Raw genomic sequence first — 25768 nt, 5'->3', positions numbered from 1 at the left:
TCAATCCCCTTCAATATCCATGGGGCGCGGCGCGGCCGCGCGGCCGAGCCGGTCGGCGATGGCTTCCCCGAGACCCGTGCGGGGGAGGGGTACCACGGCAATGCCCGCAACGCCCAGCCCATCCAGGCGCCGCAGGGCGCCATAAAGATGGGCGGCGGCTTCCTCCAGGTCCCCGGCGGGGCTGAGGTCGATGATGCAGGCTGCCGCATCGCTTCCGGGCGGGCGCAGGCCGCCAAAGGTCAAAAGCGCTTCGCCCGGCGCCACATGCTCGGCCGCCAGCCGCACGGTTGCGCGGGGGGCATAATGGGAAGCGAGCCGCCCCGGCGCGGAGGGGCGGTCCGCGTCCAAATGCGGGGCATCGGGAAGCGCATGGCCGAGCACCGCTTCGATCTTCTCCCGCGAGAGACCGCCGGGCCGCAGCAAGGTGGGCCCGTCCTCCAGGCAGGAAACGATGGTGGATTCCACCCCCACTTGCGTCGCCCCGGCATCCAGAATGGCGTCGATGCGCCCGTTCAGGTCCTCGGCCACATGGTCGGCATCGGTGGGCGAGACATGGCCGGAGCGGTTGGCGCTCGGCCCCACCACCGGGCAGCCGGCTTCCCTCAGGAAGGCCTGGGCCACGGGATGGGCGGGCACCCGCACGGCCAGGGAGGGCAAGCCGGCGCGGGCAAGGTCGCACATGGCCTCCATGTCGATGCAGGGCAGGACCAAAGTGAGCGGCCCCGGCCAGAAGGCGGCGGCGAGCCGCCGGGCCGCAGGTGTGAAGGCGCCGAGGCGCGCGGCATGCGCGGCGTCGGGCACATGGGCGATGAGGGGGTTGAAGCTGGGGCGCCCTTTCGCCGCATAGACGCCGGCCACGGCGCGGGGATTGCCGGCGTCGGCTCCCAGCCCATAGACCGTCTCGGTGGGAAAGGCGACGACCCCGCCGGCGCGGATGAGGGCGCCGGCCTTTGTGATCTGGCTGTCTTCGCGGGCACAAAGACGCAGCGTCTGCCGCTCCGGAAGGGCGGGGGGCCGGGTCACGGTCGCCATGTCTGGCCCCCATTTGCCGCGTCTCGGCGGCGGCGCGTGGCTGGGGCCATGCCCCTGGCGAAGGTCATATGCGACGAAAGCCTGTCTGTCCGGGTCTTGACGAAAGCCGCGGCTCGTTCCGAATTGTCGCCCGCCCGAAGCGTCACGCTCTAGGGCCGAAGACGGGTCAAGGTCAATGAGGCGCGGGCCCGGGCGCCGTAACGAGAAGCGGAGGCCGTCCCATGCCCTATCGTGCGCCGGTGGAAGATGTGGCTTTCTTCCTGAAGCACTGCACCTCCCTGCCCAAGCTGATGGACGAGGGTGTCGTGGACCTGTCCTTCGACCTGGTGGATAGCGTGCTGGAAGAGGCCGGCAAGTTCGCGGCGCAGGAGATCGAGCCCCTCGATCGGGTCGGAGACAAGACCGGCAATGTGCTCAAAGACGGCGTGGTCACCACCGCCCCCGGCTGGCGCGAGACCTATAAGGCGTGGTCTGAGGCCGGCTGGAACGCGGTGGCGGCGGAGGAAGCCTTTGGCGGCCAGCATTTGCCCACCTCGGTCACCACCGCTCTGGTGGAATTCTGGAACAGCGCCTCGCCCGCCTTCGGCATCGGCCCGGTGCTGACCATGGGGGCCATCGAGGCGCTCACCGCCCACGGTTCCAAGGCGCTCCAGGACACCTATCTCCACAATCTGGTCTCCGGCACCTGGACCGGCACCATGAACCTCACCGAGCCGCAGGCGGGCTCCGACCTTGCCGCCCTGCGCACCCGCGCCGAGCGCCGGGAGGACGGCACCTATCGCATCTTCGGCACCAAGATCTTCATTTCCTATGGCGAGCACGACATCGCCGAGAACATTGTCCATCTGGTGCTGGCGCGCCTGCCCGACGCGCCCGCCGGCACGCGCGGCATCTCGCTGTTCGTGGTGCCGAAATTCCTGGTGAGTGCCAACGGCACCCTCGGCGCCCGCAATGACGTCAAGGCCGTGGGCCTGGAGCACAAGATGGGCCTCCACGGCTCGCCCACCTGCACCATGAGCTTCGGCGATTCGGGCGAGGGGGCCGTGGGCTATCTGGTGGGCGAGGAAAATCGCGGCCTCGCCTGCATGTTCACCATGATGAACAATGCCCGCCTCGCGGTGGCCGTCCAGGGCGTGGCGGTGGCCGAGCGGGCCACCCAGCGCGCGGTTGCCTTTGCCCAGGACCGCCGCCAGGGCAAGGCGCCGGGCGCCTCGGGGGGCGAGATGAGCCCCATCATCGCCCATCCGGACGTGCAGCGCATGCTGCTCACCATGCGGGCCGAGACCGATGCCGCCCGCACGCTCTGCCTGAAGACGGCTGATGCCCTCGACCGCGCCCATCGCTTGGCGGACCCGGTCGCCAAGGCCGCGGCGCTCGCGGAGGCGAGCCTGCTCACCCCCGTGGCCAAGGCGTTCGCCACCGATGCGGGCATCAAGGTGGCCTCCATCGGCATCCAGGTTCATGGCGGCATGGGCTATATCGAGGAGACGGGCGCCGCCCAGCACCTGCGCGATGCCCGCATCTTCGCCATTTATGAAGGCACCAACGGCATCCAGGCCATCGACCTCGTCACCCGGAAGATCAGCCAGGGCAATGGCGACGTGGTGGAAGCCTTGATCGCCGATTGCCGCGACACCGCCCGCGCGGTCCATGCGTTGAATGCGCCCGAATTCGGCCGCACCGGAGAAAAGCTCGCCGAGGCCACCGAAGCCTTCGCCCGCGCCACCCGTGTGATGCTGGATTGGCTGGCGGACAATGAGCAGGTGAAGGTTCTGGCGGGCGCCACCCCCTATCTCGCCTTGTTCGCCCGCGCGGCGGGGGGCGCCTATCTCGCCCGCATCGCCCTTGCGGCCCATGCGGAGGCGGCCGGCGGCGATACCGATCCGCGCCAGGCGGCCCGCATCGCCATCGCCCGCTTCTTCGCCGAGAATCTGGCGGTGGAAGCCTCGGGCCTGGAACAGGCGGTGGTCTCCGGCGGGGCGGTGCTGAACGACGCAGCCACCGTGTTCGCCGCCTGAGCGGCAGGGCGGAGGTGAAGTTACCAGCCGAAGGTAATTTCGGACTCCTCCTAACGTCATGCCCGGGCTTGTCCCGGGCATCCACGCCTCTTCCCCGGGGACCGCGCGCACGGAGCCCCGTGGATGGCCGGGACAAGCCCGGCCATGACAGCAATGAGCGGGAGCGCCAAGGACGTGTGCAACTCCGTTTGCAAGGGCGTGCGAAGGTCGCTCGCTCTCCTTCCGTCTGAAAAGAGACCTTTGACCGCGCCTTAAAGCCCCAGCGCCGCCCGCACCCTTTCGGCGCGGGCGGCGCGCGCGTCACCCAAAGGCTCACGGGTGCCGGCGCCGAAGACCGGGCCGGGCCAGGCCGCATCGCCGGGCGTGCGGCCGACGAGGTGCACATGAAGCTGCGGCACCATGTTGCCGAGCGCCGCCACATTCAGCTTGGCGCAGCCGCTGACCGCCTTGAGGGCCGCGCCGGCGGCGGCGATTTCTTCCACCAGCACAGCCCGGTCGGCGGCGTCGAGGTCGAAGATTTCAACGCAGTCCGCCCGGCGGGGCACCAGCACGATCCAGAAGAAGCGAGCGTCGTCCACCAGCCGCACATGGCAGAGCGGCAAGTCGCCGAGGGCGGGGCCGTCGGCTTCAAGGCGCGGATCGAGCTGGAACGGGAGGGTCATGTCAGGTCGGCCTTCGCGAAAATGGGGAGGCGGACAGGAGCTTATGCACAGACGCCGCGCAAGCCCTCCCCAGCGGGGTGCATGCGCGGTGCTTGCCAAACCGATCCTTTGCCACGATATAGAGCGCGGGAGGTTGGCGGTGGACGAGCCACTCGCCAACCGGGTCAGGTCCGGAAGGAAGCAGCCCCAACGAGCCCGGTCTCGGGTCTCTGTCCAGCCTCCCACTTCTGCGCCCCTTTGCAGGCCCCTTGTGGCGCCTGTCTGGCGCGCCCTTCTTTCGGCGCACTCCCCCGCAATATCCTAGGCGTTCCCACGCGGAGCGGACGGCTTCGCGTGCGGGAAACGCATCACGCAGGGATAAGCGCGCCCGGGGACGATCGACACCCAAGCATTTGGAACGTTTCTCTCCTGACTCGCCGTCATGGCCGGGGCTGTCCCGGCCATCCACGCGGTTCCGCTCGGCCTGTCCCGACGGAGAACCGTGGACGCCCGGGACAAGCCCGGGCAGGACGTCTCGACTGAGGAGCACTCCTTGCGTCAGGTCAGTGTCGACGAGACCAGGGCGGCGCCCGAAATGATAGGAGTTTGCGCATGTGGGCCGTTGCCGTGATTCTGCTGCACGCCTTGTCCGGGCCGGAGACCCATGTGGTCACCCAGGCCGGAATCTATTCCACCGAGGAGAAGTGCAAGGCCGGCATCGCCGCCTCGGTGCCCGCTCGCCTGGAGGGCGAGCCGCTGCAGCAGTTCAAGGACGGCTATCGCCGCTATGTCTGCGTGCGGGTGGAAGGGGCCGACCTCTTCAAGTCGCCCAAGTGAGCTGGTCGCGCGGTCCACGCCCGGATTTCTTGCGGGCAAGGGCCGCGATGGCCTGACGCATCGGCCAAGCGGGATGCTATGAAGGCGCCATGAGCGCGGACCATCAGGACCCCACCCCGCCGGCGGCGGATGAGCCTTCCCTCGGCTTCGACCTCGGCGCGCCGCCCGCACCGGCGGCCAGCGCCGCCGCGGCGCCGGCGCCCTATCGCGTGCTGGCGCGCAAATACCGGCCGCAGACGTTCGACGACCTCATCGGCCAGGAGGCCATGGTCCGGACGCTCTCCAATGCCTTCGCCTCCGGCCGCATCGCCCAGGCCTATATCCTGACCGGCGTGCGCGGGGTGGGAAAGACCACCACCGCCCGCATCCTCGCCCGCGCCCTGAATTACGAGCCCATGTCGGGGGGCGGCGGGCCAACCCTCGACCTCTCGGTGATGGGCAAGCACTGCAAGGACATCATCGAATCCCGGCATGTGGACGTGCTGGAGATGGACGCGGCGTCCAACACCTCCATCAACGACATCCGCGAGATCATCGAGGGCGCCCGCTACCGCCCGGTGATGGCGCGCTACAAGGTCTACATCATCGACGAAGTGCACATGCTCTCCACGGCGGCCTTTAACGGCCTGCTTAAGACCCTGGAGGAGCCGCCGGAGCATGTGAAGTTCGTCTTCGCCACCACCGAAATCCGCAAGGTGCCGGTGACCGTGCTTTCCCGCTGCCAGCGCTTCGACTTGCGGCGGGTGGATGCGGGCGTGCTGGCGGCGCACCTGTCCCGCATCTGCGCCAAGGAAGGCGTGGAGGTGGAGGACGAGGCGCTGTCCACCGTCGCCCGCGCGGCGGAAGGCTCGGTGCGCGATTCGCTTTCGCTGCTGGACCAGGCCATCGCCCATGGCGGCGGCAAGGTGAGCGGCGAGGAAGTGCGCCGGCTCCTGGGCCTTGCCGACCGGGCGCGCGTGATCGACCTGTTCGAGGCGCTCATGAAGGGCGACATCGCCCGGGCCTTGGCCGAATTCCGCGACCAGTATGATGCCGGCGCCGACCCAGCCGTGATCCTCACCGACCTTGCCGAATTCACCCACCTCGTCACCCGCCTGAAGGTGGTGCCGCAGACCGCCTCCGACGCGGCCCTGGTGGAAGCCGAGCGGGTGCGCGGCTCCGAGATGGCCTCGGCGCTCTCCATGCGCGTGCTGGCGCGGGCCTGGCAGATGCTGTCCAAGGCCATTGCCGAGGTGCAGGCCGCCAACAAGCCGGCCCAGGCGGCGGAAATGGCGCTGGTGCGCCTGGCTTATGCCGCCGACCTCCCCACGCCCGACGATGCGCTGCGGCGCATCCGGGAAATGGCCCAGTCCGGCGGGGGGGCTTCCGGCGCCCCAGCCAGCGGCGGTGGCGGTGGCGGTGCCAGTGCCAGTGCCATGGCGGTCTCCGGCGGTGGCGCGCGCCTCGCCATTGCCGCGCGCTCAGAGGCGCCCCAGCCCGTCAGCGCGCCGCGCGCCTTCGCTGGTGCCCAGCCGGTGGAGGCGGAGGGCCCGCGCCTCGGTTCGCTCCAGGACGTGGTCAATCTCGCCGTCTCCAAGCGCGACCTCCTCCTGAAGCACGCGCTGGAGACCCAGGCCCGCTTGGTCCATTTCGAGGACGGGCGCATTGAGATCGCCTTGGTGCCGGGCTCCAGCGGGGCCCTGGTTCAGGACCTCTCCCGCAAGCTCACCGAATGGACCGGCCGCCGCTGGCTCGTCTCCCTCTCCAACCGGGAGGGCGAGCCGACGCTCGCCGAGGTGGCGGCGCTCGCCCGCAATGAGCGGGAAGATGGCCTGCGGGCCGACCCGCTGGTGGCGGCGGTGCTCGCCCGCTTTCCCGGCGCCCAGATCGTCGACGTGCGCACCCGCGACGACGAGCCGCCGGACGAGGGCCTGGCGCCCGTTCTGGAAGAGGACAACTGGTTCGGCCCCGGCCCGGACGACGAGATCGAGTTCTGAAGGAAGTGTATTTGGAAGGTAAATCCGGGAACCGAAAGAATTATGAGTATTCTTAATGAGGTGAGACTGATCTTAAGTGCGATCGTAATCGCACATTATAATATCGCTAATGATTGCGGTGTTTCTAAATAGTATTAAGCACTCTTTCCATTTAAGCGGTCGGGGAAAATATTGTTTGAGAGAAAGCGTCTGAAAATACCCTTTCAAATATAAAATATTAATTCATAAATAAAATAAACAAAATTAATTTGCGCTAAGATGAAGATGCTAAATATTCACAAAATATATCGACAATATTTATCTTTAGTTTTGGTTCTAAATATATAAACTGTCCTTGTTGGTTGCATTCCAGGAAAAAGAGGTTCCCATTTTCATCTTCTCTTAAATCGAATATTCCCATTCTTAAACCAGAAGTTCTTAGAAAGAGATGTAATTTCTGCTCTATCGGGGCAGGCAATTCGCATGGAGTCATTTTTTGATTGTAATCGGGTCGCGTGTCTACCATTTTGGAAAAATACTGAGCGGATACCACTCTGTTTCCAAATACACATGCTCGTATATTTCGTTCTCCAGTTAGTTTAAGTTGTAAAATCGGCAGATTTTTACTGAAAATGCTATCTTTATCGAGATCTCTAGAAACATTAATAGTTTTGAAAACAAAACCAGGATTTGATCTGATGCTTTTTAATACGTATCTGTCGACCATGTCGTCGTTGAACTTATCATCGTCGTTAGTTGAAATATAATCCGGCGTCAGAAGTCCAACGGATTTTGCTTGCATCAATTGTATTAATTTATTCTCCGCTCTTCGCGCGCAGTGTAAATCGTTAATCCAAATAGCGCCAGGACTAGAAAAATAAGCTAACCCGATTAAATCATTTAGAGCTAGAGCAATAAATTCTTTGTGATCCTGGTCTTCACTGAATAAATGACTGAAATTAAGAGGATTGGAGCGTCTCGACCATACTACATCTCCTTCCTCAATTTTTGAATATTTTCCACCGTCAATGCGGAACGATATTCCTTCGTGTGAAGCGTTATATTTTGAACCGCTTGATTTTCTGGAAAGTTCATCAATAAAAATTATATTGCATTTTGAAAAAAGCCCTCTGTCCTGCACGCGCTTCTTTACGACAAGCGCGTGCAAATCATTGGAAAAACTGATTATCCAGAGTGTGCGCAATTCAATCTGCGTCGCACATGCCGCCGCCGCCGCCGCAACAGCATCCCCCACCTGCAATGTGTGCTTTGCCGTCGATTTTTAGACCGACTTGCTCAGCCATAATGCGTTCCCACTCCGCCACTTCGTCATCCGTAGTGTAGTATTTCGTTATTTCAGCTGTGCTTGGCTTGTCTCCAGCATGGGTCGACAGGAAAAAAATTGGGCGCTTAGTCATCTCACCCGAAATTAGATCTGTCACGCTGGCCTCCTGCATGAAGAAGTGGAGTGATGGCGCAAATTTACACCGATAACTTTAACATAGATTTAGGGAGTCAATCAATGTCGTGTGTCGAAAAAATTCTATTTCCTGAGTTTTTCCATAGCTCGGTTTTGAAGGTCTGAATCGGAGTGAACTGAATCAATGCGTCGTTTCGGATGTCGATTCCGAAGATTGGTGCAAGGCTTCGCGTCCTGAACTGTCATATACCGTTTGCGCGAGTTTCGGTCGGCTTTTCGGATCGTCGTGATCCGAGTATCTGTGACCCACGTCACCACCAGCAGAGGACCCCGACCATGCGCGACCTGATGGGCATCATGAAGCAGGCGAAAGAGCTTCAGGAGCGCATGCAGCAGATGCAGCAGGAGCTGGAGACCATCGAGGTGGAGGGCTCCTCCGGCGGCGGGCTGGTGCAGGTGCGCGTCACCGCCAAGGGCGAGACCAAGGCGGTGCGCATCGATCCGAGCCTCCTTAAGGCGGACGAAGGCGAGATCCTGGAAGACCTGATCGTCGCCGCCCTCTCCGATGCCCGCGCCAAGTCCGAGCGCGTGATGCAGGAGAAAATGCAGACGGTGACGGGCGGCATGCCCATTCCGCCCGGCCTCAAGCTGTTCTGAGGCGCTTTGCCGGGCGTCACGCGCCCGCGCCATCTAGAGCATTTCCGAGCGAAGTGGGAACCGGTTCGCGTGAAGGAAATGCGTAATAACAAAGAGATGGAGCGTTTCAGTGTTTCTATGAAACTCTGAAACCCTCTAAGTCCTGAACCCCTCTGTTCGAGACCTCGCCCTGCGCGGGCGGCGGGCTGTCACTCGCCCGGCAGCGTGCCGGGCGGGCGCAGGATGATGCCCCAGCCCGAGGGCGGCGGCAGGCGGTTCAGGTCATTCTGGCCCTGGCCCTGGCTTTGGCTTTGGCTCTGGCTCGGGCGTGCCGGCTGCGCGCGGTTGGCTGGGCCGATATCCACCGGCGGCGGCAGAGGCGGGGCGCTGGAGCGTCCTTCCGCCTGCCGGGGCTGGGTCTGGCGCGGCTGGGCCTGAGGCGCGCTGGCCGGAGACTGAGCCTGGCTGGGCTGGGTCGGCTGCGGCGCAGCTTCGCCCCCCGGCGCGGACGCGGCCGGACTGTTCGGCTCATCCCCGGTGGAAACCCCGGCGCCCGGCGCCGAGAGGGGTGCCGTGTTCGACGCTGCCGGCGCGGCGGGGGCGACAGGGGCGGGCGCGGCCGGTCCCGCCTGCGGGATGGGGCGCAGCGGCGCGCTCTGGATGGTCGGGCTCGCGGCGGGCGGCGTGGCCGGTTGCGTCGGGGCCTGCGGTGCCTGGGCCGGCGGCGTCTGGGCGGGCTCGCTGCCGAGGCCCTGGCGCTCCTCCAGGCGCTTGGTTTCCCGCTCGATGGCGCGCATGGCGATGACGGCGGTCAGCGGCGCGGCGGTCACCTGCCGGTCGGGGGCGGCCAGCGGTCCCCGCCAGGTGACGGTGCCGCCCGGCGCGGCGCCGGCCGTCTCCAGGGATTCCATGTCCAGAGTGGCATCGAGGGTGAGGCGCGCCAGATCCAGATTGCCCGACAAGGTGGTGCGCAGCCCCGCCGCCTGGGTGCGGGCGGGCGAGGCGCGCACGATGCCATTCACCACGCCGAGCGTGGTCTCCACGCTCTTCAGGCGCAGCGGGCCGCGCGTCATGGCCCGGTCCAGGAACTGGGCCGTGCGCCGCTCATCGGGGGGCGGGCCCATGGTGGTAGCGGCCAGCACCGCCTCGATGGCGGTGGGGTCGGCGGAAGGGATTTCCAGGTCGCTCAGCGTCGCCGTGCCCTGGCCCACCAGGCTCTGCACCAGCTGGAGCGGCGTGCGGCCGGTGCCCAACAGGTCCACGACGAGGCTCACCTTGGCGCGCGGCGGATTGCGTGGCTGGGGGGTCAGCGGCAGCAGGATCGCGGCGGAATCCACATTGTCCAGCGTCAGGTGGCCGTCGGCCGCCAGCGTGTCGGGGCGACGGCGCAAGGTGAGCGTGCCGGAGACCTGGCCGCCGCCCAGGCGGCCGGACAGGTCGCGCACCTCCAGGCTCGGCCCCGTGGAGACCACGCGCAGGCTCCCCTCCGCGAGGCGATAGCTGTCGGACACCGCAAGGCGCTTGGCGCGGATCTCCAGGTCCGCGGCAATGCCGGGCCCTGCCGCCTGGGTGAAGCGGGCCGCGGACCAGGGGCCGGTGCCCACGTCGGGCCCGATGCTGCGGGCGCCCCACACGCCGATGAGGCGGGGCACCGACACGTCCTCCAGTTCCAGACGGCCGGTGAGGCGGGGCATCTGGCCGGGTTCGATGCCCACCGATCCGGCCACTGGCGCGCCGGCCACCGTTCCCGCGAGGCCGTCCAGCTGCCAGCGCCCCTCGGGGCGCGACAAGGTGAAGGAGAGGCTCGCGGGCAGCGGGCCGGCTTCGGTCCCGGCGGCGGCGAAGATGCGGGCGAGGTCCCCGTTGGAAAGGCGCAGCGCGAGGTTGGGCTGAAGGCTGCCGGCTCCGTCACGGGTCAGCGTTCCCTGGCCCTCGATCACGGCCTCGCCCAAGGCGAGGCGGCCTTCCAGCGTGCTGCCGCCGGTCTCGGCGCCGCGCACGGACAGATCGAGGCGGCCGGTGCCCTGGCCCGGCTTCAGCCCGCCCAGCCCGATGGCGTCCAGCACCCGCGCGCCGTCCGTGGCGGCGAGCGAGAGGTCGGCGCTTTCGGGGGCGCCATGGGCGGAGCGGCGCACCGCCAGCAGGCCGGACACCTGGCCGAGCTGGCCTTCGGCGCGCAAGGTGCGCTGGCCGCCATCGGCCCATTCCGCATAGGCGTTCAGCTTGACCGGCGCTGCCACTGGCAGGAGGCGCTGGATGATGTCCGCGGTCTCCGCGCCCGAGACGATGCGTGTGACCGGCACCAGGCCGTCGGCGCGGGCGCCGGAGACGGACACGTCCACCCGCCCGGCCACCGGCTCCACCAGGCGCGCGAACTGGCCCTTGCCGTCGAGGCGCAGGCCGGCGAGGTCGTCGAGCTGGAGGCGGGAAAGCGTCCAGGCACCGTCCCGGCCGCTGGCGGCGACCGCGAGCGCGCCGAGCGGCAGGCCGGACAGGACGAGATTGCGCCCGGTTATGGCGATGTCGCCCGCGAAGGGGATGTCGGAGGCGAGCGTCAGGCGGGTGGCGGCGAGCAGCGGGTCGAGGTCGAACCCATCCAGCGCCAGGGATACGTCGAGCCTGGCGGGGGTGCCGAGGGTGTAGGCGGCGGAGCCGGAGGCCCGGGCGGTGCCGAGGGCGAGGGAGAGATTGGCGATGGAGGTGCCGTTTTCGGTGGCGTTGATGCGCCCCGTCAGCCGCACCGGGCCACGCAAGGCGGCCACATAATCATTGGGCGCCCGCGGGGCGGCCCAGCGCAGCAGGGCGACCGGATCCTCGGAGGCGAAGGTCACGTCGCCGAGGAAGCTCGACCCCGTGCGCGCGGCGGCGGGCGTGCCGGTGAGGCGCAACACGGTCTGTCCCGGCAGCTTGGCTTCCGCCGTGTCGACGCGCCAGGCGGCGCCGTCGGCGCTCAGGTCCAGGCGCGCATCGCGCACCACCGTGCCGCCCACGGTCAGCTGGTCGACGCCGATGCCGATGCGCACCGGGAAATCGGTGGGCTCCAGGGCGCCGAAGGCCCCCGCGAGGTCCGCCACCGTCTCGGCCGGTGTGCGGCCGGCGGTGCCGGTGCGCGGGGCCAGGAGGTCGGCATCCAGGGTGCGGGCGTTCAACACCACGTCGAGCCCCATGGCCCGCCCCAGTGCGAGCCGTGCCGAGCCGTTGAGCTGCACCGGGCGGGCTTCGTCGCCCAGCGTCAGGTCGAGGCTCTCCGCCACCAGCGCCTCGGGGCTGGCGCGCAGATTTCCGGCGAGCCGCCAGCCATCGACGCCCGTGGCGGCGGGCCGGCGGGCCAGGGAGGCCCGACCGTCATAGCGGGGGGTGCCCTGGTCGAGCCGGAAATTCCCGTCGAGGTCGAGGGTGAGCGGCCGGGTGCGGTCGTCGGCGATGAGGCGCAGGCGGGCGGGTTCCGCGCCCGCCTTGCCGAGATTGAAGCGCAGGCCGTAGCGCCGCCCGGCGGTTTCCACCTCGCCCTCCAGCCGGAATGGGCCGGTGAGGCTGCGCGCCTCGCCTTTCAGGTCCAGGTCCGTCAGGCGCAAGGTCCGGTCGGCGCCGCGATCGAGAATGTCGAGGCTGCCATTGTCCACGGTGAGCTGGCTCACGGCGAGGCCAGACGGGGCGCCGGCGCCGGTGGGCAGGGCCACCCGCCCGGCGCTGTCGAGCACCAGGCGCAGCTGAGGCTGGACGAGGCGGAGCGCGCTCGCCTCGAAGGTGCCGCGCATGAGCGCGCCCAGCGCGAAATCCGCCCGCACCTCGGCAATGGTGCCGCCGGTGGAAATGGCGTCGGCGCCCACCGAGACATTGCGCAGCACCACGCGGGGCACGGGCAGCAGTTCCGCATCGATCTTGCCGCGGATGAGCACGGGCGCGCCGACCGTGCGGCTCGCCTCGCTCTCGAAGGTGGCGCGCCACGCGTTCCAGTCCACCACCAGGGGGGCGGCGAAGGCCGCCACGATGGCGACAATGACCGCCGTTGCCAGCGTGATGAGGATGCCCTGCAATGTGGTCCTCGCTAAAGCACGTTCCGCCCCACCGCAGGCGGACGGGCCATGCCTGATCATAAAGTCAGAGAGCGATTCTCCGGCCAGATTGTTTCAATCTGATCGGATCGCGCTCTGAACCGATCCGGCCGCACCGCGCGCCCGTCTCGTCTTCAAGGGAGCAGGACCTTGTCCCGTTTGATCTCCCGTCTCGGGTCGGCGTCCTGCTCCGGCGCGAGCGCGCGCTTCACAGCGCGACGATCTTGCCGGGATTCATGATGTCCTGCGGGTCGAGCGCGCGCTTGACCGCCCGCATGGCGTCGAGCGTGGCTTCCCCGTGCTCCACCGGAAGATACTTCATCTTGCCCTGGCCCACACCATGTTCCCCGGTGCAGGTGCCTTCCATGGCCAGCGCCCGGTCCACCAGGCGGGACATGAAAAGCTTGGCCTTGGCGAGGTCCTGCGGGTCGCTCACATCAACCATGAGCGTGGTGTGGAAATTGCCGTCGCCCACATGGCCGACAATGGGGGCGATGAGGCCCATGTCGATGATGTCGCGCTTGGTCTCCATCACGCATTCGGCGAGGCGGGAGATGGGCACGCACACATCGGTGGCCACCGCCTTGGCGCCGGGGCGCAGCGGCAGGACGGACCAATAGGCGTCGTGCCGGGCCTGCCAGAGCTTGGTGCGATCCTCGGGCTTGGCCGCCCAGGCGAAAGGACCACCGGAGAATTCCGCCGCGATGTCGCCGAAGCGCTGGGCCTGCTCGGCGGCGCCGGCTTCTGTGCCGTGGAATTCCAGGAACAGATGGGGCGTCTCCACCAGATCGAGCTTGGCATAGGCGTTGGAGGCCCGCACCTGCATCTCGTCGAGCAGCTCGATGCGCGCCACGGGGATGCCCGACTGGATGGTGGCGATCACCGCGTTGCAGGCATCCTCGATGGTGGGGAAGGGGCACACCCCCGCCGTGATGGCTTCCGGGATGCCATAAAGGCGCAGCGTGATTTCGGTGATGATGCCGAGCGTGCCCTCCGCGCCCACGAACAGGCGGGTGAGATCATAGCCGGCGGAGGACTTCTTGGCCCGGCGGGAGGTGGTGATGACCTCGCCATTGGCCAGCACCACTTTGAGCGCCAGCACATTGTCCTTCATGGTGCCGTAGCGCACCGCATTGGTACCGGACGCGCGGGTGGACACCATGCCGCCCAGGGAGGCGTCCGCGCCGGGATCGATGGGGAAGAAGACGCCCTGGTCGCGCAGTTCCTCGTTGAGGCGCTTGCGGGTGACGCCGGGCTGGATGACGCAGTCGAGATCCTCGGGATGGACGGCGAGGATGCGGTTCATGCGGGACATGTCGATGCACACGCCACCGCGCGGCGCATTCACCTGGCCCTCCAGCGAAGTGCCCGCGCCCCAGGCAATCACCGGCATGCCATGGGCCGCGCAGACCCGCACAACGGCCTGCACATCCTCTGTGCACTCGGCGAAGACCACCGCATTTGCCGGCTCATTGGGCAAATACGTGGTGATATTGGCGTGTTGCTCGCGCACAGCTTGCGACATCACGACTTTGTTACCAAGCGCGGCCGTGAGTGCTTCGAGCCCGGCGGCGAATTGGGGCGCGAGGGAAGGCTCTACCTGGGCGGCAACGGCAACCATTTAAAAATCCTTTAAAACTCACAGTCCACGCGCGGCGCGCGGTGCAGATTATCCATCCCGGCCCGCGCGTCAAAGGCCCAATATGGGGCGGCAAAAGGGCCTTGAGCTGCACGGTTATTCCGCAGCGGTGACATTTTTGCGCCACTTCGGAAGTGACCAATGTTCCAAGACGCGTCACACTGCGTCTTCACCGTGCATTCACCAGCAATGACGGGGATTTCCATGCGGAACCGGATCGACTTCGAACCAGTGTTCTTTGCCCCCTTCGTGTCGTCGATGATGGCGATCGACGGTGCGTGGAGCGATCCCAGCGGGCTCGTGAAGCCGTCCTACTTCAATGTATTGTTCGAGCGGGGGCTGGAAGAAGCCCTGCGTCTGCTCGGCCAGGATGGCCTTGCGCGCCGGGACGACGAAATCCTGGGCGAGGACCGCGCGACCTTCATCGCCAGCGAAGCCCATGTGCGCTACCTGCAGGACCTGCCGGCCCATACGCCGGTGCGGGTGACCGTGCGGCTGATCGACTATGACCACGTGCACATCCATGTCTATCTGAGCCTTCACCACGGCACCGAGGGCTGGGTGTGCGCCACGTCCGAGCAGATCCTGTCCCATGTGGATGCCGATCAGCGCCGGGAACTGCCCATCCCTGACACCATGCTGGAGCGGGTGGCGGGCATGAAGGCGGTCCATGGCGCCCTACCGGAGCCGGAGGATCTCGGCCGGCGGGTGGAGATTTTTCCCCGCTGCTGAAGGAGAGGCGGGGCTGGCTCCTGGCCATGGCCCACGCTTTCATCTCCGGTGGGGTGCAGAACCCCGGCCCGCGCAAGCGTGAGCTTGGTGAAGCGTGTGCTTCGACAAGCGTGCACTTGGGTGCGCGCACCTGCATCGACCTCCCACGCATGTGAGTCCTGCATGGCCAGTCAGGACAGCCATGCTGACCTATCACTTCTGCTGCGTTGCAAACGCGCCTATCTTGCAATGCAACACGGGCCGCAAGGGCGGTCCAGCATGAGGAGATACGGTCATGAGCGTCGTAACGCTTCCTTCCGTAAAGGGTCTGTCCCAGAAGTCCGAAATCGCGCGCAAGCCCCTGCTGCGCCGCATCTATGACGCGATCGTCGCCGCCCGCATGGCGCAGGCCGAGCGCGAGCTGTCCTTCTACATCCAGCGCACCGGTTTCGATCCCCGCAAGTGACCGGGACGACCGAGGGTCCGCGTGCGGAGGCTGCGCACGCGCGGTGAGCGTGGATAGGTTCGCCGCGCCATCGGCCTGACCGAAGCCGCCCCGCCCTCACGGGCGGGCGATGGGGCGCCCCGCCGCCCGCAGGGGCGAGGGGAGAGGGGCCGGCGCTCAGCGCCACCAGCGCCGCGCCAGCGGAACGGCACTCGCGCCCGCATCCGCCAGCGTCAGCGTGGTCCAGCCGTCAATATCGCGGCGCCGCTCCAGCTTCAGTCCCTGCGCCCGATAGGCCGCCAGCGCCGCATTGGCGTGGGAGGGCAGCAGCCCCGACAGGACCAGCCGGCCGCCCGGCGCCAGCAGCGGGCGGATGGGCTTGGCCAGGCGCTTCAGCGGCGGCAGCAAAATATTGGCGAGGATGAGGTCATAGGGCCCGTCCGCCCGGATCTCCCCCGCATCCACGCCCGCCGCCAGCACCGCCCGCACGAAGGGCGCCGCCTTGTTGGCACGGGCATTCTCGCGCGCCGTGATCACCGCGACCTGGTCCAGGTCCCCCGCCATGACCGGCCGGCGGAACTTGCGCGCGGCGGCAATGGCCAGCACCCCCGTTCCCGTGCCCACATCGAGAATCCGGCGCGGCCACTGGCGTCCCCCGCCGGCCTTCGCCGCGTCCATGATGGCGTGGAGGCACCCTTGCGTGGTGCCGTGATGGCCGGTGCCGAACGCCAGCGCCGCCTCGATCTCGATGCCAATGCCGTTCGGCGGCACCCGCCCGCGATCGTGCGAGCCGTGCACATGGAAGACGCCGACCCTCACCGGCGCCAGCCCCTCCAGCGAGGCCGCCACCCAGTCCTTCTTCTGCAATTCGCCGAAGGTGAGAGTCTGCGCGAGGGCCTCGCCGCCGGCCACCGCCACCAGGTCGCGCAGGAAGTCGGGATCGAAGGCGGAGCCGGCATAGACCTCCACCGCCCAGACGCCCTCCGCCTCCTCGAAGCTGGCAACGGCCACCTCGGCCGGGTCGAAGCTCTCCGAAAGCAGGTCGGACACGCGCCGCGCCTCGGCCTCCGTGGTGACCAGTCGCATGAAATGGGTGGCGTCGGAGGGCAGCAGGCCTTCGAACATGAGGGTCTCGTTGTTTCGTGCGGGGCCGTGGAGAGCGTTTAGAGCACGATCCGACCAGAGGGAACCGCAGCGCGGCGCTCTCAACGGTGGATCGCCTTCTAAACTCGCGAACAGAGGCGGAGTCTCCCCTCCCGTTGAATCGCCTGAACGAGTCAGCGGGAGGGGACCCGGCTCTGGACGTGCTCGGGTGCGGCGCGCGTCAGGCTTCGGTTGCGCCGACGACCCGATTGAGGCCGGCGACCTTGGCGGCATAGACCCGCTGATCGGCTGCGGACAAGAGGGTAGCGGGCGTTTCTCCGTCGGCGGGGGACGTCGCGACCCCGATGGCCAGCGTAACTTCCGCCCCGTTCAGCTCTCGCGCTGCGGTCTGCGCGCGGTCCCGGAGCATGGTCGCCACCTGGACGGCGGCCTGGTGGGGCATGCCGGGCGCGACCACCAGCAGCACGTCCCCCTTGCGCCGCACCAGCAGGTCGGCCACCCGCAAGCTGCCCGTCACCGTGCGCGCCACCTGGAGCAGGACGGTGTCGGCGGACTCCAGGTCGGCCCGCGCCCGGGCCTCCCGGGCGCTTTGTACGTCCAGCTGGATCAGGCTCACCGGCCGGGCGGCGGCGGCGCCCACATCCAGCAGCCGAGCCACAATCCCCTCGAACCAGTCCTCCTCGATGGCGCCCGTCAGCGGGTCCAGCCGGGCCGCGCGATCCGCGCTCAGGATGGCGGCAAGGCCCCCATTCACCGGCACGCCTTCCACATGCTTGAGGAAGGCCACCAGCACCCCGGCATAAAGCGCGGTCAGGGCGATGGACGCGATCCAGTTGTCGAGGGCGACCTTCAGGGGAATGTTGAACGCCGCCTGCAAGGCCGGAAAATAGAGCGCCTGGGCCAGCGTGCCGATGAGCAGCATGGACAGCCACAGGGCCGGCCAGAGCTTCTGGCGCAAGCGTTTCAGCAAGGTGTCGAACAGCGGGAACAGCAGCAGCGCGCTGAAGAAGATGACGAGCGCGGACCACATGTTGAGGATCATGGCCTGACCGAGGCGCGGCAGGTCGGCCATGTGTTCAAGGTAGGTCCGTCCGTTCTCCAGGCCCAGGAGGCCGAGCATGATGGCCAACAGGAAGCAGCCGAACAGCAGCCCATAGACCGGTTGCCAGGCCACCGCGACGCCTTCCCGCACCCGCAGCAGCAGCAGCACGCTCAGAAGCCCGGAAAACAGGATGGCCCCGCTCGGGGTCACGGAAAGTCCGAACGGCATCGTCAGGTAGAAAGAGAGGCTGAGATAGACAGCCATCACATGCACGACGCCCATGGCGCTGCACAGGGCGCCCACGCCCACGAACCTCCGGATGCGGAACAGGCCCAGCATGGTGCCGAGATAGGCCAGCATTTCCACGGCCAGGAGGATTGGATTGATCGCGCTCATGACCTCGCAAACGGGGCAAGTGGTAACATGGAAGGCCGAAGACCTTCCATGTTACCACTTGTGTACCAAGAAGCGAAGGCTTGCATGCAAACAAGCCGCCTCAACGCACCGTCCGCTGCCGGTGCCGTGCGTCCACCTGCCCGGCCCGGGCTCAGGGCTTGTCGAGGAAGCTGTCCAGCACCCGCTTTTCGCCGGCTTTCTCGAAGTCCACGGTGAGCTTGTTGCCGTCCACCTCACGCACGGTGCCATAGCCGAACTTGATGTGGAACACCCGCTCGCCCAGCTTGAAGGCAGATTCGACGCCGGTGGAGGACGCCACCAGCGCGCCCTCGATCACCGCGCCGCGCGATCCGCCCGAGCGGCCATAGCTGGACCCCCGCTCGGAAAAGCCCGACCCGCCGCCAGACCCCCGCGCCGCCTGGGCGCGGCCCCAGCCGGGGGTGGAATAGGTGGAGGAGGAGAAGGGTTCGACGGTAGCCGCGCGGTCGAACCGGCTCTGGCCATAGGAGGAGCCGCCCCAGCCGAACCCGCCACGCGATTCCTGCACTTCCACATGGGCGTCGGGCAGTTCGTCCAGGAAGCGGCTGGGAACGGTAGAGTTCCACATGCCGTGAATGCGCCGGTTGGAGGCGAAATAGACCCGCGCGCTGGCCCGTGCCCGGGTGAGCCCCACATAGGCGAGGCGCCGTTCTTCCTCGAGCCCCGCCTTGCCCTGCTCGTCCAGCGCCCGCTGGTGGGGGAAGAGGCCCTCTTCCCAGCCGGGCAGGAAGACGGTGTCGAATTCCAGCCCCTTGGCGGAATGCAGCGTCATCACCTGCACAGCATCCTCGCCGGCGCCATTGTCCACGTCCATGACGAGGGAGATGTGCTCCAGGAAGCCCTGGAGATTCTCGAACCCCTCCATGGAGCGGATCAGCTCTTTCAGGTTTTCCAGCCGTCCCGCCGCCTCGGCGGAGCGGTCCTTCTGCCACATCTCCGTATAGCCGCTCTCGTCGAGCACGATCTCGGCCAATTCGGTGTGCGGCAAGGCGCGGGCCTGCTCGCGCCAGCGCTCGAAGGATTGCAGCAGCCCGCGCAGCGTGCCGCGCACCTTGGGCTTCAATTCCTCGCTCTCGGTCAGCACGCGGGCGGCATCCTGCAAGGGGACGGCGGCGGCGCGGGCGACATCGTGGATCTGCTTGACGGTGGCGTCCCCGATGCCGCGCTTGGGCACGTTCACGATGCGCTCGAAGGCAAGGTCGTCGGCGGGGGAGAGCACGCAGCGCAGATAGGCCAGCGCATCGCGGATTTCGGCGCGCTCATAGAAGCGCGGGCCGCCAATGACGCGATAGGGCAGGCCGAGCGTGACGAAGCGGTCCTCGAACTCGCGCATCTGGAAGGAGGCGCGCACGAGGATGGCCACCTGCGAGAGGGGATGGCCGGCGCGGTTGAGCGCCTCGATTTCGTCGCCGATGGCGCGGGCTTCCTCGCCCGAATCCCAGGCGCCGGTCACCGCTACCTTCTCGCCCATCTCCCCTTCGGAGAAGAGCGTCTTGCCGAGCCGGCCCTCATTGTTGGCGATCACATGGGCGGCGGCGCCGAGAATGTGGCCCGTGGAGCGATAGTTGCGCTCCAGGCGGATGACGGTGGCGCCGGGAAAGTCGCTCTCGAAGCGCAGGATGTTGTCCACTTCCGCGCCGCGCCAGCCATAGATGGACTGGTCGTCATCGCCCACGCAGCACACATTGCGCGAGCCCTGCGCCAGCAGGCGCAGCCACAGATACTGGGCGACGTTGGTGTCCTGGTACTCATCCACCAGCAGATACTTGAACCGCCGGTGATAATCGGCCAGCACGTCCGGGTGCTCGCGGAACAGGCGGATGCCCTCCAGGAGCAGGTCGCCGAAATCCACCGCGTTGAGCGCCTTCAGGCGCGCCTGATAAGCGGCATAAAGGCTTTTGCCCCGGCCATTGGCGAAGGCGGAGCCCTCTCCCGCCGGCACGTGCTCGGGCGAGAGGCCACGATTCTTCCAGCCGTCGATCGTGGCGGCCAGCAGGCGCGCCGGCCAGCGCTTCTCGTCGATGCTCTCGGCGGCGAGCAATTGCTTCAGGAGGCGGATCTGGTCGTCGGTGTCCAGGATGGTGAAGCTGCTTTTCAGCCCCACCAATTCGCAATGCCGGCGCAGGATGCGCACGCCGATGGAATGGAAGGTGCCGAGCCAGGGCATGCCCTCCACGGCGTCGCCCACCATGGAATGGATGCGCTCCTTCATCTCGCGCGCGGCCTTGTTGGTGAAGGTCACGGCGAGGATCTGGGAGGGGAAGGCGCGGCCGGTGGCCAGGATATGGGCGATGCGGGTGGTCAGAACGCGCGTCTTGCCGGTGCCCGCGCCCGCCAGAACCAGGACCGGGCCGTCCACCGTCTCCACCGCCGCCCGCTGCTCGGGATTGAGGCCGGCCAGATAGGGCCGCGCCGGCGCCGCTCCTGCGCGCGCGCGCTCGGCGATGCCGCCTGGGCGGGGGGCGGGGGCCTCGACGGTGCCCCGTGCAAGGGGGCCCTTAGGATCGGCAGGAATGGACAAAGAACGGTTCTCGTCTCGCATCAGTGATTCTCATGCGAGAACAAAATGGCACCGGCGGGGCCGGATTGCGAGGGGCGTGCCCGCCGCAATCCGGTTTGCCCGGTGTGAGAGGTATCAGAAGACGTATCGCCGGCTCACCAGGCGGCGCGGCAGACGCGCTGGACCCAATAGGGGCTCCACCAGCACTTCAGGAAGGTCGCGTTGCGCTCCATGGGCCGGTAGACGGTGGGGGCGGTGACGATGTTCACCGGGCCGCCGCTGGCGGGCAGGTCGCCGTCGAGCAGGCCGGCATGGAACTTCAGCGTGGTGCCGTCCTGGGTCACGGTGCCCAGTTCCACCACCACCTGGGCGGGGGTGGGGCCGAGCACGGTCAGGGCGGCATTCGGCGGATCGTTCTTGAGGCCCTGGACGGTGGCGTTCCACAGCTTCACGAACTGCTCGGTGGTCATGGTGCCGCCGATGCGCTCGGGCCGGTCCACCGCGAAGGCGGTCACCGGAGGCACGCCGGTGAGGGTGAGCACCTTGCCGTCGAAGGTCATGCCGGCTGCCTGCTGGATGATGACCATCTCAATGGGGCGGGCGATGGTGACTTCCGGGCGCTTCGGGGTCCCGGCGGCCGTCATGCCCGCATCCTGGCCGGCCGGCGCCGCATTGCCCTGGGCGGGAGCGGCGGGGGCTTGCGCGGCCGGAGCCGGGGCGGTCGGAGCCGGGGCGGCGGGCGTCTGCGCCGAGGCCGCGAACGCGGAAGCCGCCAGGACGAGTGCTGCCATGGGTGCAATGAAACGCATGGACCTGTCTTCCTTCATGTGCCGTCGCCGGGCGCCCTGATCCCCGCGCTTTCGCGCGTGCTGGGCCGCCTCGCGCGACGAGAGGTGCCGGTTCCGGCTGTCGAGCGCGCGAGACCCTATACCGGAACCGGCGGCCAAACAAACCGCCCGCACGCCCCTTTCCCGCCGGGCTCAGCCTTCCCCACCGTCCTGCCCATGCGCATGGGAAGAGCCGTGGGCGTGGCTATGCGAGTGGCCGTGCGAGTGGCTGTCCTCTTGCCCGTGCTGATGGGGCGGATCGGCGGGAATGAGCACCAGGCGGCCGTGGCGCACGCCGCGCTCGGCGATCAGGTGTTCGGAGAAATGCCGCAGATCCGGTGTCGCGCCGCGCAGCAGCGCCACTTCCAGGCATTGGTCGTGGTCGAGATGCATGTGCATGGTGCACACGGACAGGTCATGATGCTGATGGTGCGCCTCGGTGAGGCGCTTGGCCATGTTCCGCGCCTCGTGGTCGTAGAGATAGACCAGGGCGCCGACGCTGTGCTGGCTCTCGCCCGCCTGTTCGGTGGCTTCCCGCAGGCCGGAGCGCACGAGATCCCGCACCGCCTCGGACCGGTTCTGATAGCCCCGCGTCTCGATGAAGCGGTCGAGTTCCGCCACCAGGTCTTCGTCCAGCGTCACCGTCACGCGCTGCATGGCGTCCCCCGCAGGTGAGGCGGGGCACGGCCCGCTTCTTTCCTTGTTAGAGCATTTCCGAGCGAAGTGGGAACCGGTTCGCGTGAAGGAAATGCGTCAAAACAAAGAGATAGAAGGCGGGCCGGCAGGTCCATGGGCCTCGTCGCGCGGGGCGAAGACCGTTCACTCCACGGTGATGTTGGCCTCCTTGGCGATGGCCGACCACTTGGCCACGTCCGCCTTGATGAAGGCGCCGAACTGCGCCGGCGTGTCGCCCACCGCTTCGGTGGCCTGGGCGGCGAGCAGCGCCTTGGTCTCGGGGTCGGCGAGGATCTTCACGATGGCGCCGTTGAGCTTGGCGACGATGTCGTCGGGCGTGCCGGCCGGGGCGAGAATGCCGTGCCAGCCCACCGCGTCGAATTCGGGAAAGCCGCTCTGGGCCAGGGTCGGCACGTCCGGCAGCACGGGCGAGCGGTTCTTGCCGGTCACCGCAATGGCGCGCAGCTTGCCGGCGCGCACATTGGCCAGCGCCGAGAAGGGGTCGGAGAAGACGAGGTCCAACTGGCCGCTCATCAAATCGGTCACGGCGGGGGCCGTGCCGCGATAGGGCACATGCAGCAGCTTGATGCCCGCGGAGGCGGCGAACATCTCCGCCACCAGGTGGTTGGCCCCGCCAATGCCGTAGCTGCCGAAGGTTACCGCGCCGGGCTTGGCCTTGGCGGCGGCCACCAGGGCCTGGACGGTGGTGTAGGGAGAGGCCCCGTTGACCACCATCACATAGGGATATTCGGTGAGCCGGACCACCGGCGCGAAATCCTTGATGGGATCGTATTTCAGGTCCTTGTAAACGGCCGGATTGATGGAGATGGGGCCGGACTGGCCGAGCAGGAGCGTGTAGCCGTCCGGCTTGGCGCGGGCCACCGCCTGGGTGCCGATGATGGCGGCGGCGCCCGTGCGGTTCTCCACCACCACGGGTTGGCCGAGCTTGTCGCCGAGGCGCTGGGCCACGATGCGGGCCACCGCATCCGCCCCGCCGCCGGCGGCAAACGGCACGATGAGGGTGATGGCGCGGGTGGGATAGTCCTCGGCGCGCGCGGCCTCGGTGAGGAAGGGAGCCGCCACGAAGGCGGCGAGGGCGGCGCCCAGGATCGCGGCGCGGCGGCCGGCGCGGGCCAGCAGGGTCGGGTGCATGAGCATGTCCTCCCGTGCCCTTGTGATTGGTGGCGCCGGGATGGGCACGGACAATCGCCGACGCGTGGCCAAGAGCCTTAAAGCAGGTGGTACGGTAATTCAATCATACAATTTCGCCTCACGTCCCGCTGCGGCCGGTGGTGGCCTGCCGCAGCGTGAGGCGGGCAGCGGGGCGCGGCGCTGGAGGGGGGTGGGAGACGAGGCCCGGTGGGGCCGCGCAAGCCGGTTCATCGCCGATCGCAGGGTCGCGCCGCGTTTCGCCGGATCCGTGGAATGGCGGCAGGTGCCCGCCGCGGCGATCAGTTCCGCGCGCCGGCCGCGAAGACCGTGATGGGGGCCGTGACCACCGCGCCGATCACCCCGCCCACCGCCTCGGCGGCGGTGGCGCCCGTCAGCTCCTGATCGGAAATGGTCTGGCCCGCCATCATCCGGTTGCCAAGGATCTGCACCATTTCTGGCGTGGTGGCGAACTTGGAATGGTTGAGCGCATCCCCGCCCTGCAAGGCGGTGAGGTCGAGCACCACGATGCCGCTGGTGGCTTCCAGCTGCGACTTGTAGGGCTCCTGCGACAGGTCCACCGCCCCCACCCGCGTCACATTGCCGGAAATGGCCCGCGACAGGCTGAGCGCGTGGTCGTTGCGGGAGACGAAGATGGTCATGTTGGGGCGGTTCGGCCCCATCTCCGTCACCTGCCGGCGGAACACGTCGATGTCGAGATCGGGCGAGGCGAGCACCACATTGGTGAGCTTTTTCGGAATGCGCCCGTCGGTCAGCGCCATCTGCCGCAGCGCCTCCACGGTGAGCCAGGCGCCCATGGAATGGGCCATGACCACCACCTCGTCCACCAGCGGGCTCTTCGCCGCCGACCGCAGCACGTCGGCGAGGTCCGAGCGGGAGAAATTGGCGCTTTCCCGGTCGTACATATAGTCGAACACGCTGCCGCGGGACGGCCAGGAGAACAGCACCGGCACCCAGCGCGAGCCGGTGTCGTGGACGATCTGGGCGAAGCGGAACACCGAGGCGTCGAAGCGGGTGTTGAAGCCGTGCACGAACACCAGCACCCGCCTCTTGCCGCCCGCATGGGCCTTGAACCAGGGCAGCAGGTCGGCGCGGGACAAGGCGGAAATCTCGGTCACGGCGAATTCCCGCGCCGGATCGCCCGGCCCCTGGCGCGGCCACTGGATGGAGCCCACCGGCCGGTCGGGCGGCACCGAGACCACCACATTGGTGAAGGACAAGGTGTCGCTGCGCTCGCCGGTGAAGGCTTCGCCCGGCGTTGCGGACGGCGCGCGGGTGGTGGCCACCAGCATGTCCACCTTGGCGGTGGCGACCGTTGGATCGGCAACGGGAAGCAGGACGCCCTGAGGGCGCGCGCAGGCGGCAAGCGCGAGCACCAGCCCCGCCACGCAGACGCCCCGGATCACAGCTGCCACGCCCACGCGCCCCTCACAGTCCCGCCAGTCCCTTCTTCCTATCTCATCGCGCACGGGAAATGAACGGCGCCACAACGGTGTGGGCGGCAGCCGGCTCCGGTTGACAATGGGTCAGCCGGCTCCCACTGCTGCTTTCGGGATCTGGAGGGGCGGGCATGTCGGGCGTGGATCGGGGCACCAGCGTGGCGGTGGCGCTCATTGCGGCCATCCTGATCTTCGGCGCGCTGGCGCTGGCGCAGGCCATCGTGGTGCCGCTGGCCTTCGCGCTCTTCACCATCGCCATCGTCTGGCCGCTCCAGCGGGCACTGCAGAAGCACCTGCCGAACCTCGTGGCGGTGGCGATCACGCTGATGGTCACCCTGGTCGTGGTGGCCTCGGTGACGGGCGCGGTGGTCTGGGGCTTCGGCCGGGTGGCGCAGTGGATCTTCGCCAATGTGGGGCGTTTCCAATTGCTCTATGGTCAGGCCACGGAATGGCTGGAGGGCCACGGCTTCCTGGTGGCCTCCGTGTTCTCCGAGAATTTCGACGTGCGCTGGATGCTGCGCCTCGTGCAGGAGGTGTCGGGGCGCCTCCAGGGGCTCACCTCCTTCCTCATCATCACGCTGGTCTATGTGCTGCTGGGGTTGCTGGAGGTGGATGCCTTCAAGAGCCAGGTGGCGCGGCTCAAGCGCCAGGACATCGCCGCCTATCTGACCGAGACCGGCGCCCATATCGCCGCCCGCTTCCAGAAATACATGGCCGTGCGCACCTTCATGAGCATCGCCACCGGCGCGGTGGTATGGGCTTTCACGCTGGCGGCGGGCATGGAGCTGGCCACCGCCTGGGGCGCCATCGCCTTTGCGCTGAACTATATCCCCTTCATCGGGCCGTTCGTCGCCACCTTCCTGCCCACCCTGTTCGCGCTCGCCCAGTTCGAATCCTGGCAGATGGCGCTCCTGGTGTTCGCCTGCCTGAACGTGATCCAGTTCCTGTCGGGGAGCTATCTGGAGCCGCGCATGGCCGGCAAGGCGGTGGCCGTCTCGCCGGTGATGGTGCTGTTCTCGGTCTTCTTCTGGGCCTTCCTGTGGGGCCTGGCGGGTGCGTTCATCGGCGTGCCCCTTGTCATCGCCGCGCTCACCGCCTGCGCCCATTCCAACTCCGCGCGCTGGATCGCCGATCTCCTGTCCGGCGAGGTCGCCCCGCCTCCCGCGGACGAGGCGCCGGCGGCCTGA

20 protein-coding genes and 1 other RNA gene are annotated in these 25768 nt (G+C 67.5%); 8 read left to right on the top strand and 13 right to left on the bottom strand.

What is annotated here, in order from left to right:
* Positions 1 to 1032, bottom strand: a complete 1032-nt coding sequence (locus PV781_RS17070) for an L-threonylcarbamoyladenylate synthase (RefSeq protein WP_425532413.1) — start codon at positions 1030 to 1032, stop codon at positions 1 to 3.
* 221 nt (positions 1033 to 1253) lie between these two features.
* Between PV781_RS17070 and PV781_RS17065 the strand changes: the two genes are divergently transcribed.
* On the top strand, positions 1254 to 3050 hold the full coding sequence (locus tag PV781_RS17065; RefSeq protein WP_274776839.1) for an acyl-CoA dehydrogenase family protein: 1797 nt from the start codon (positions 1254 to 1256) through the stop codon (positions 3048 to 3050).
* Positions 3051 to 3301: 251 nt separating this feature from the next.
* On the opposite strand, the gene PV781_RS17060 is transcribed toward PV781_RS17065, so the two are convergent.
* Positions 3302 to 3712 (bottom strand): HIT domain-containing protein, encoded by a 411-nt coding sequence (locus PV781_RS17060; RefSeq protein ID WP_274776838.1) that lies wholly within the window; start codon positions 3710 to 3712, stop codon positions 3302 to 3304.
* Positions 3713 to 3839: 127 nt separating this feature from the next.
* Between PV781_RS17060 and ffs the strand changes: the two genes are divergently transcribed.
* The 3 genes from ffs (at position 3840) to PV781_RS17045 (ending at position 6504) form a co-directional block, all read left to right on the top strand.
* An RNA gene (ffs, locus tag PV781_RS17055) (signal recognition particle sRNA small type) lies at positions 3840 to 3938 on the top strand.
* 365 nt (positions 3939 to 4303) lie between these two features.
* Entirely contained in the window at positions 4304 to 4528 is a 225-nt protein-coding gene (locus PV781_RS17050; RefSeq protein ID WP_274776837.1) for a hypothetical protein, read from the top strand.
* Between the two features lie 89 nt (positions 4529 to 4617).
* A complete protein-coding gene (locus PV781_RS17045; RefSeq protein WP_274776836.1) occupies positions 4618 to 6504 on the top strand; it encodes a DNA polymerase III subunit gamma/tau in 1887 nt (628 codons plus the stop codon).
* Between the two features lie 253 nt (positions 6505 to 6757).
* Here the strand turns inward: PV781_RS17045 and PV781_RS17040 are convergent, their stop codons facing one another.
* Positions 6758 to 7738, bottom strand: a complete 981-nt coding sequence (locus PV781_RS17040; protein WP_274776835.1) for an MvdC/MvdD family ATP grasp protein — start codon at positions 7736 to 7738, stop codon at positions 6758 to 6760.
* Positions 7689 to 7925 carry a hypothetical protein gene (locus tag PV781_RS17035; protein WP_274776834.1) on the bottom strand — a complete coding sequence of 79 codons (237 nt, stop codon included), beginning with the start codon at positions 7923 to 7925 and terminating at the stop codon, positions 7689 to 7691. Before PV781_RS17035 ends, PV781_RS17040 begins: the two co-directional genes overlap by 50 nt.
* Positions 7926 to 8239: 314 nt before the next feature.
* Here PV781_RS17035 and PV781_RS17030 point away from each other — a divergent pair, with 314 nt between their 5' ends.
* Positions 8240 to 8560 carry a YbaB/EbfC family nucleoid-associated protein gene (locus PV781_RS17030; RefSeq protein WP_274776833.1) on the top strand — a complete coding sequence of 107 codons (321 nt, stop codon included), beginning with the start codon at positions 8240 to 8242 and terminating at the stop codon, positions 8558 to 8560.
* 188 nt (positions 8561 to 8748) lie between these two features.
* Here the strand turns inward: PV781_RS17030 and PV781_RS17025 are convergent, their stop codons facing one another.
* Both PV781_RS17025 and PV781_RS17020 read right to left on the bottom strand, forming a co-directional pair.
* Positions 8749 to 12576 carry an AsmA family protein gene (locus tag PV781_RS17025; protein WP_274776832.1) on the bottom strand — a complete coding sequence of 1276 codons (3828 nt, stop codon included), beginning with the start codon at positions 12574 to 12576 and terminating at the stop codon, positions 8749 to 8751.
* 226 nt (positions 12577 to 12802) lie between these two features.
* Complete coding sequence (locus tag PV781_RS17020; protein WP_274776831.1) at positions 12803 to 14215, bottom strand: FAD-binding oxidoreductase; 1413 nt, start codon at positions 14213 to 14215, stop codon at positions 12803 to 12805.
* Between the two features lie 222 nt (positions 14216 to 14437).
* Here PV781_RS17020 and PV781_RS17015 point away from each other — a divergent pair, with 222 nt between their 5' ends.
* The gene (locus PV781_RS17015) at positions 14438 to 14965 is read left to right on the top strand and encodes a thioesterase family protein (protein WP_274776830.1); all 528 of its coding nucleotides are present in this window, start codon (positions 14438 to 14440) and stop codon (positions 14963 to 14965) included.
* 274 nt (positions 14966 to 15239) lie between these two features.
* Positions 15240 to 15410 carry a hypothetical protein gene (locus tag PV781_RS17010; protein ID WP_274776829.1) on the top strand — a complete coding sequence of 57 codons (171 nt, stop codon included), beginning with the start codon at positions 15240 to 15242 and terminating at the stop codon, positions 15408 to 15410.
* Positions 15411 to 15566: 156 nt separating this feature from the next.
* On the opposite strand, the gene PV781_RS17005 is transcribed toward PV781_RS17010, so the two are convergent.
* From PV781_RS17005 to PV781_RS16975, 7 genes are all read right to left on the bottom strand, one after another.
* Positions 15567 to 16514, bottom strand: a complete 948-nt coding sequence (locus PV781_RS17005) for a 50S ribosomal protein L11 methyltransferase (protein WP_274776828.1) — start codon at positions 16512 to 16514, stop codon at positions 15567 to 15569.
* A 199-nt stretch (positions 16515 to 16713) separates the two neighbouring features.
* Positions 16714 to 17931 carry a GGDEF domain-containing protein gene (locus tag PV781_RS17000; RefSeq protein WP_274776827.1) on the bottom strand — a complete coding sequence of 406 codons (1218 nt, stop codon included), beginning with the start codon at positions 17929 to 17931 and terminating at the stop codon, positions 16714 to 16716.
* Positions 17932 to 18082: 151 nt separating this feature from the next.
* Positions 18083 to 20512, bottom strand: coding sequence for an ATP-dependent helicase (locus PV781_RS16995; RefSeq protein WP_274776826.1), 2430 nt, complete (start codon positions 20510 to 20512; stop codon positions 18083 to 18085).
* Between the two features lie 113 nt (positions 20513 to 20625).
* A complete protein-coding gene (locus PV781_RS16990; protein ID WP_274776825.1) occupies positions 20626 to 21279 on the bottom strand; it encodes a hypothetical protein in 654 nt (217 codons plus the stop codon).
* A gap of 171 nt (positions 21280 to 21450) precedes the next feature.
* Positions 21451 to 21954 carry a nickel-responsive transcriptional regulator NikR gene (gene nikR / locus PV781_RS16985; protein ID WP_274776824.1) on the bottom strand — a complete coding sequence of 168 codons (504 nt, stop codon included), beginning with the start codon at positions 21952 to 21954 and terminating at the stop codon, positions 21451 to 21453.
* Positions 21955 to 22116: 162 nt separating this feature from the next.
* A complete protein-coding gene (locus PV781_RS16980) occupies positions 22117 to 23124 on the bottom strand; it encodes a Bug family tripartite tricarboxylate transporter substrate binding protein (RefSeq protein ID WP_274776823.1) in 1008 nt (335 codons plus the stop codon).
* Between the two features lie 299 nt (positions 23125 to 23423).
* Positions 23424 to 24557 carry an alpha/beta hydrolase gene (locus PV781_RS16975; protein ID WP_274776822.1) on the bottom strand — a complete coding sequence of 378 codons (1134 nt, stop codon included), beginning with the start codon at positions 24555 to 24557 and terminating at the stop codon, positions 23424 to 23426.
* A 155-nt stretch (positions 24558 to 24712) separates the two neighbouring features.
* Between PV781_RS16975 and PV781_RS16970 the strand changes: the two genes are divergently transcribed.
* Positions 24713 to 25768: an AI-2E family transporter gene (locus tag PV781_RS16970; protein WP_274776821.1), complete on the top strand. Its 1056-nt coding sequence runs from the start codon at positions 24713 to 24715 to the stop codon at positions 25766 to 25768.

Origin of the sequence: Aquabacter sediminis (assembly GCF_028863665.1) — a bacterium.
Lineage (GTDB): Bacteria > Pseudomonadota > Alphaproteobacteria > Rhizobiales > Xanthobacteraceae > L1I39.
The sequence above is the reverse complement of the archived record's forward strand: the minus strand, read 5'-3'. Positions and strand labels throughout refer to the sequence as shown.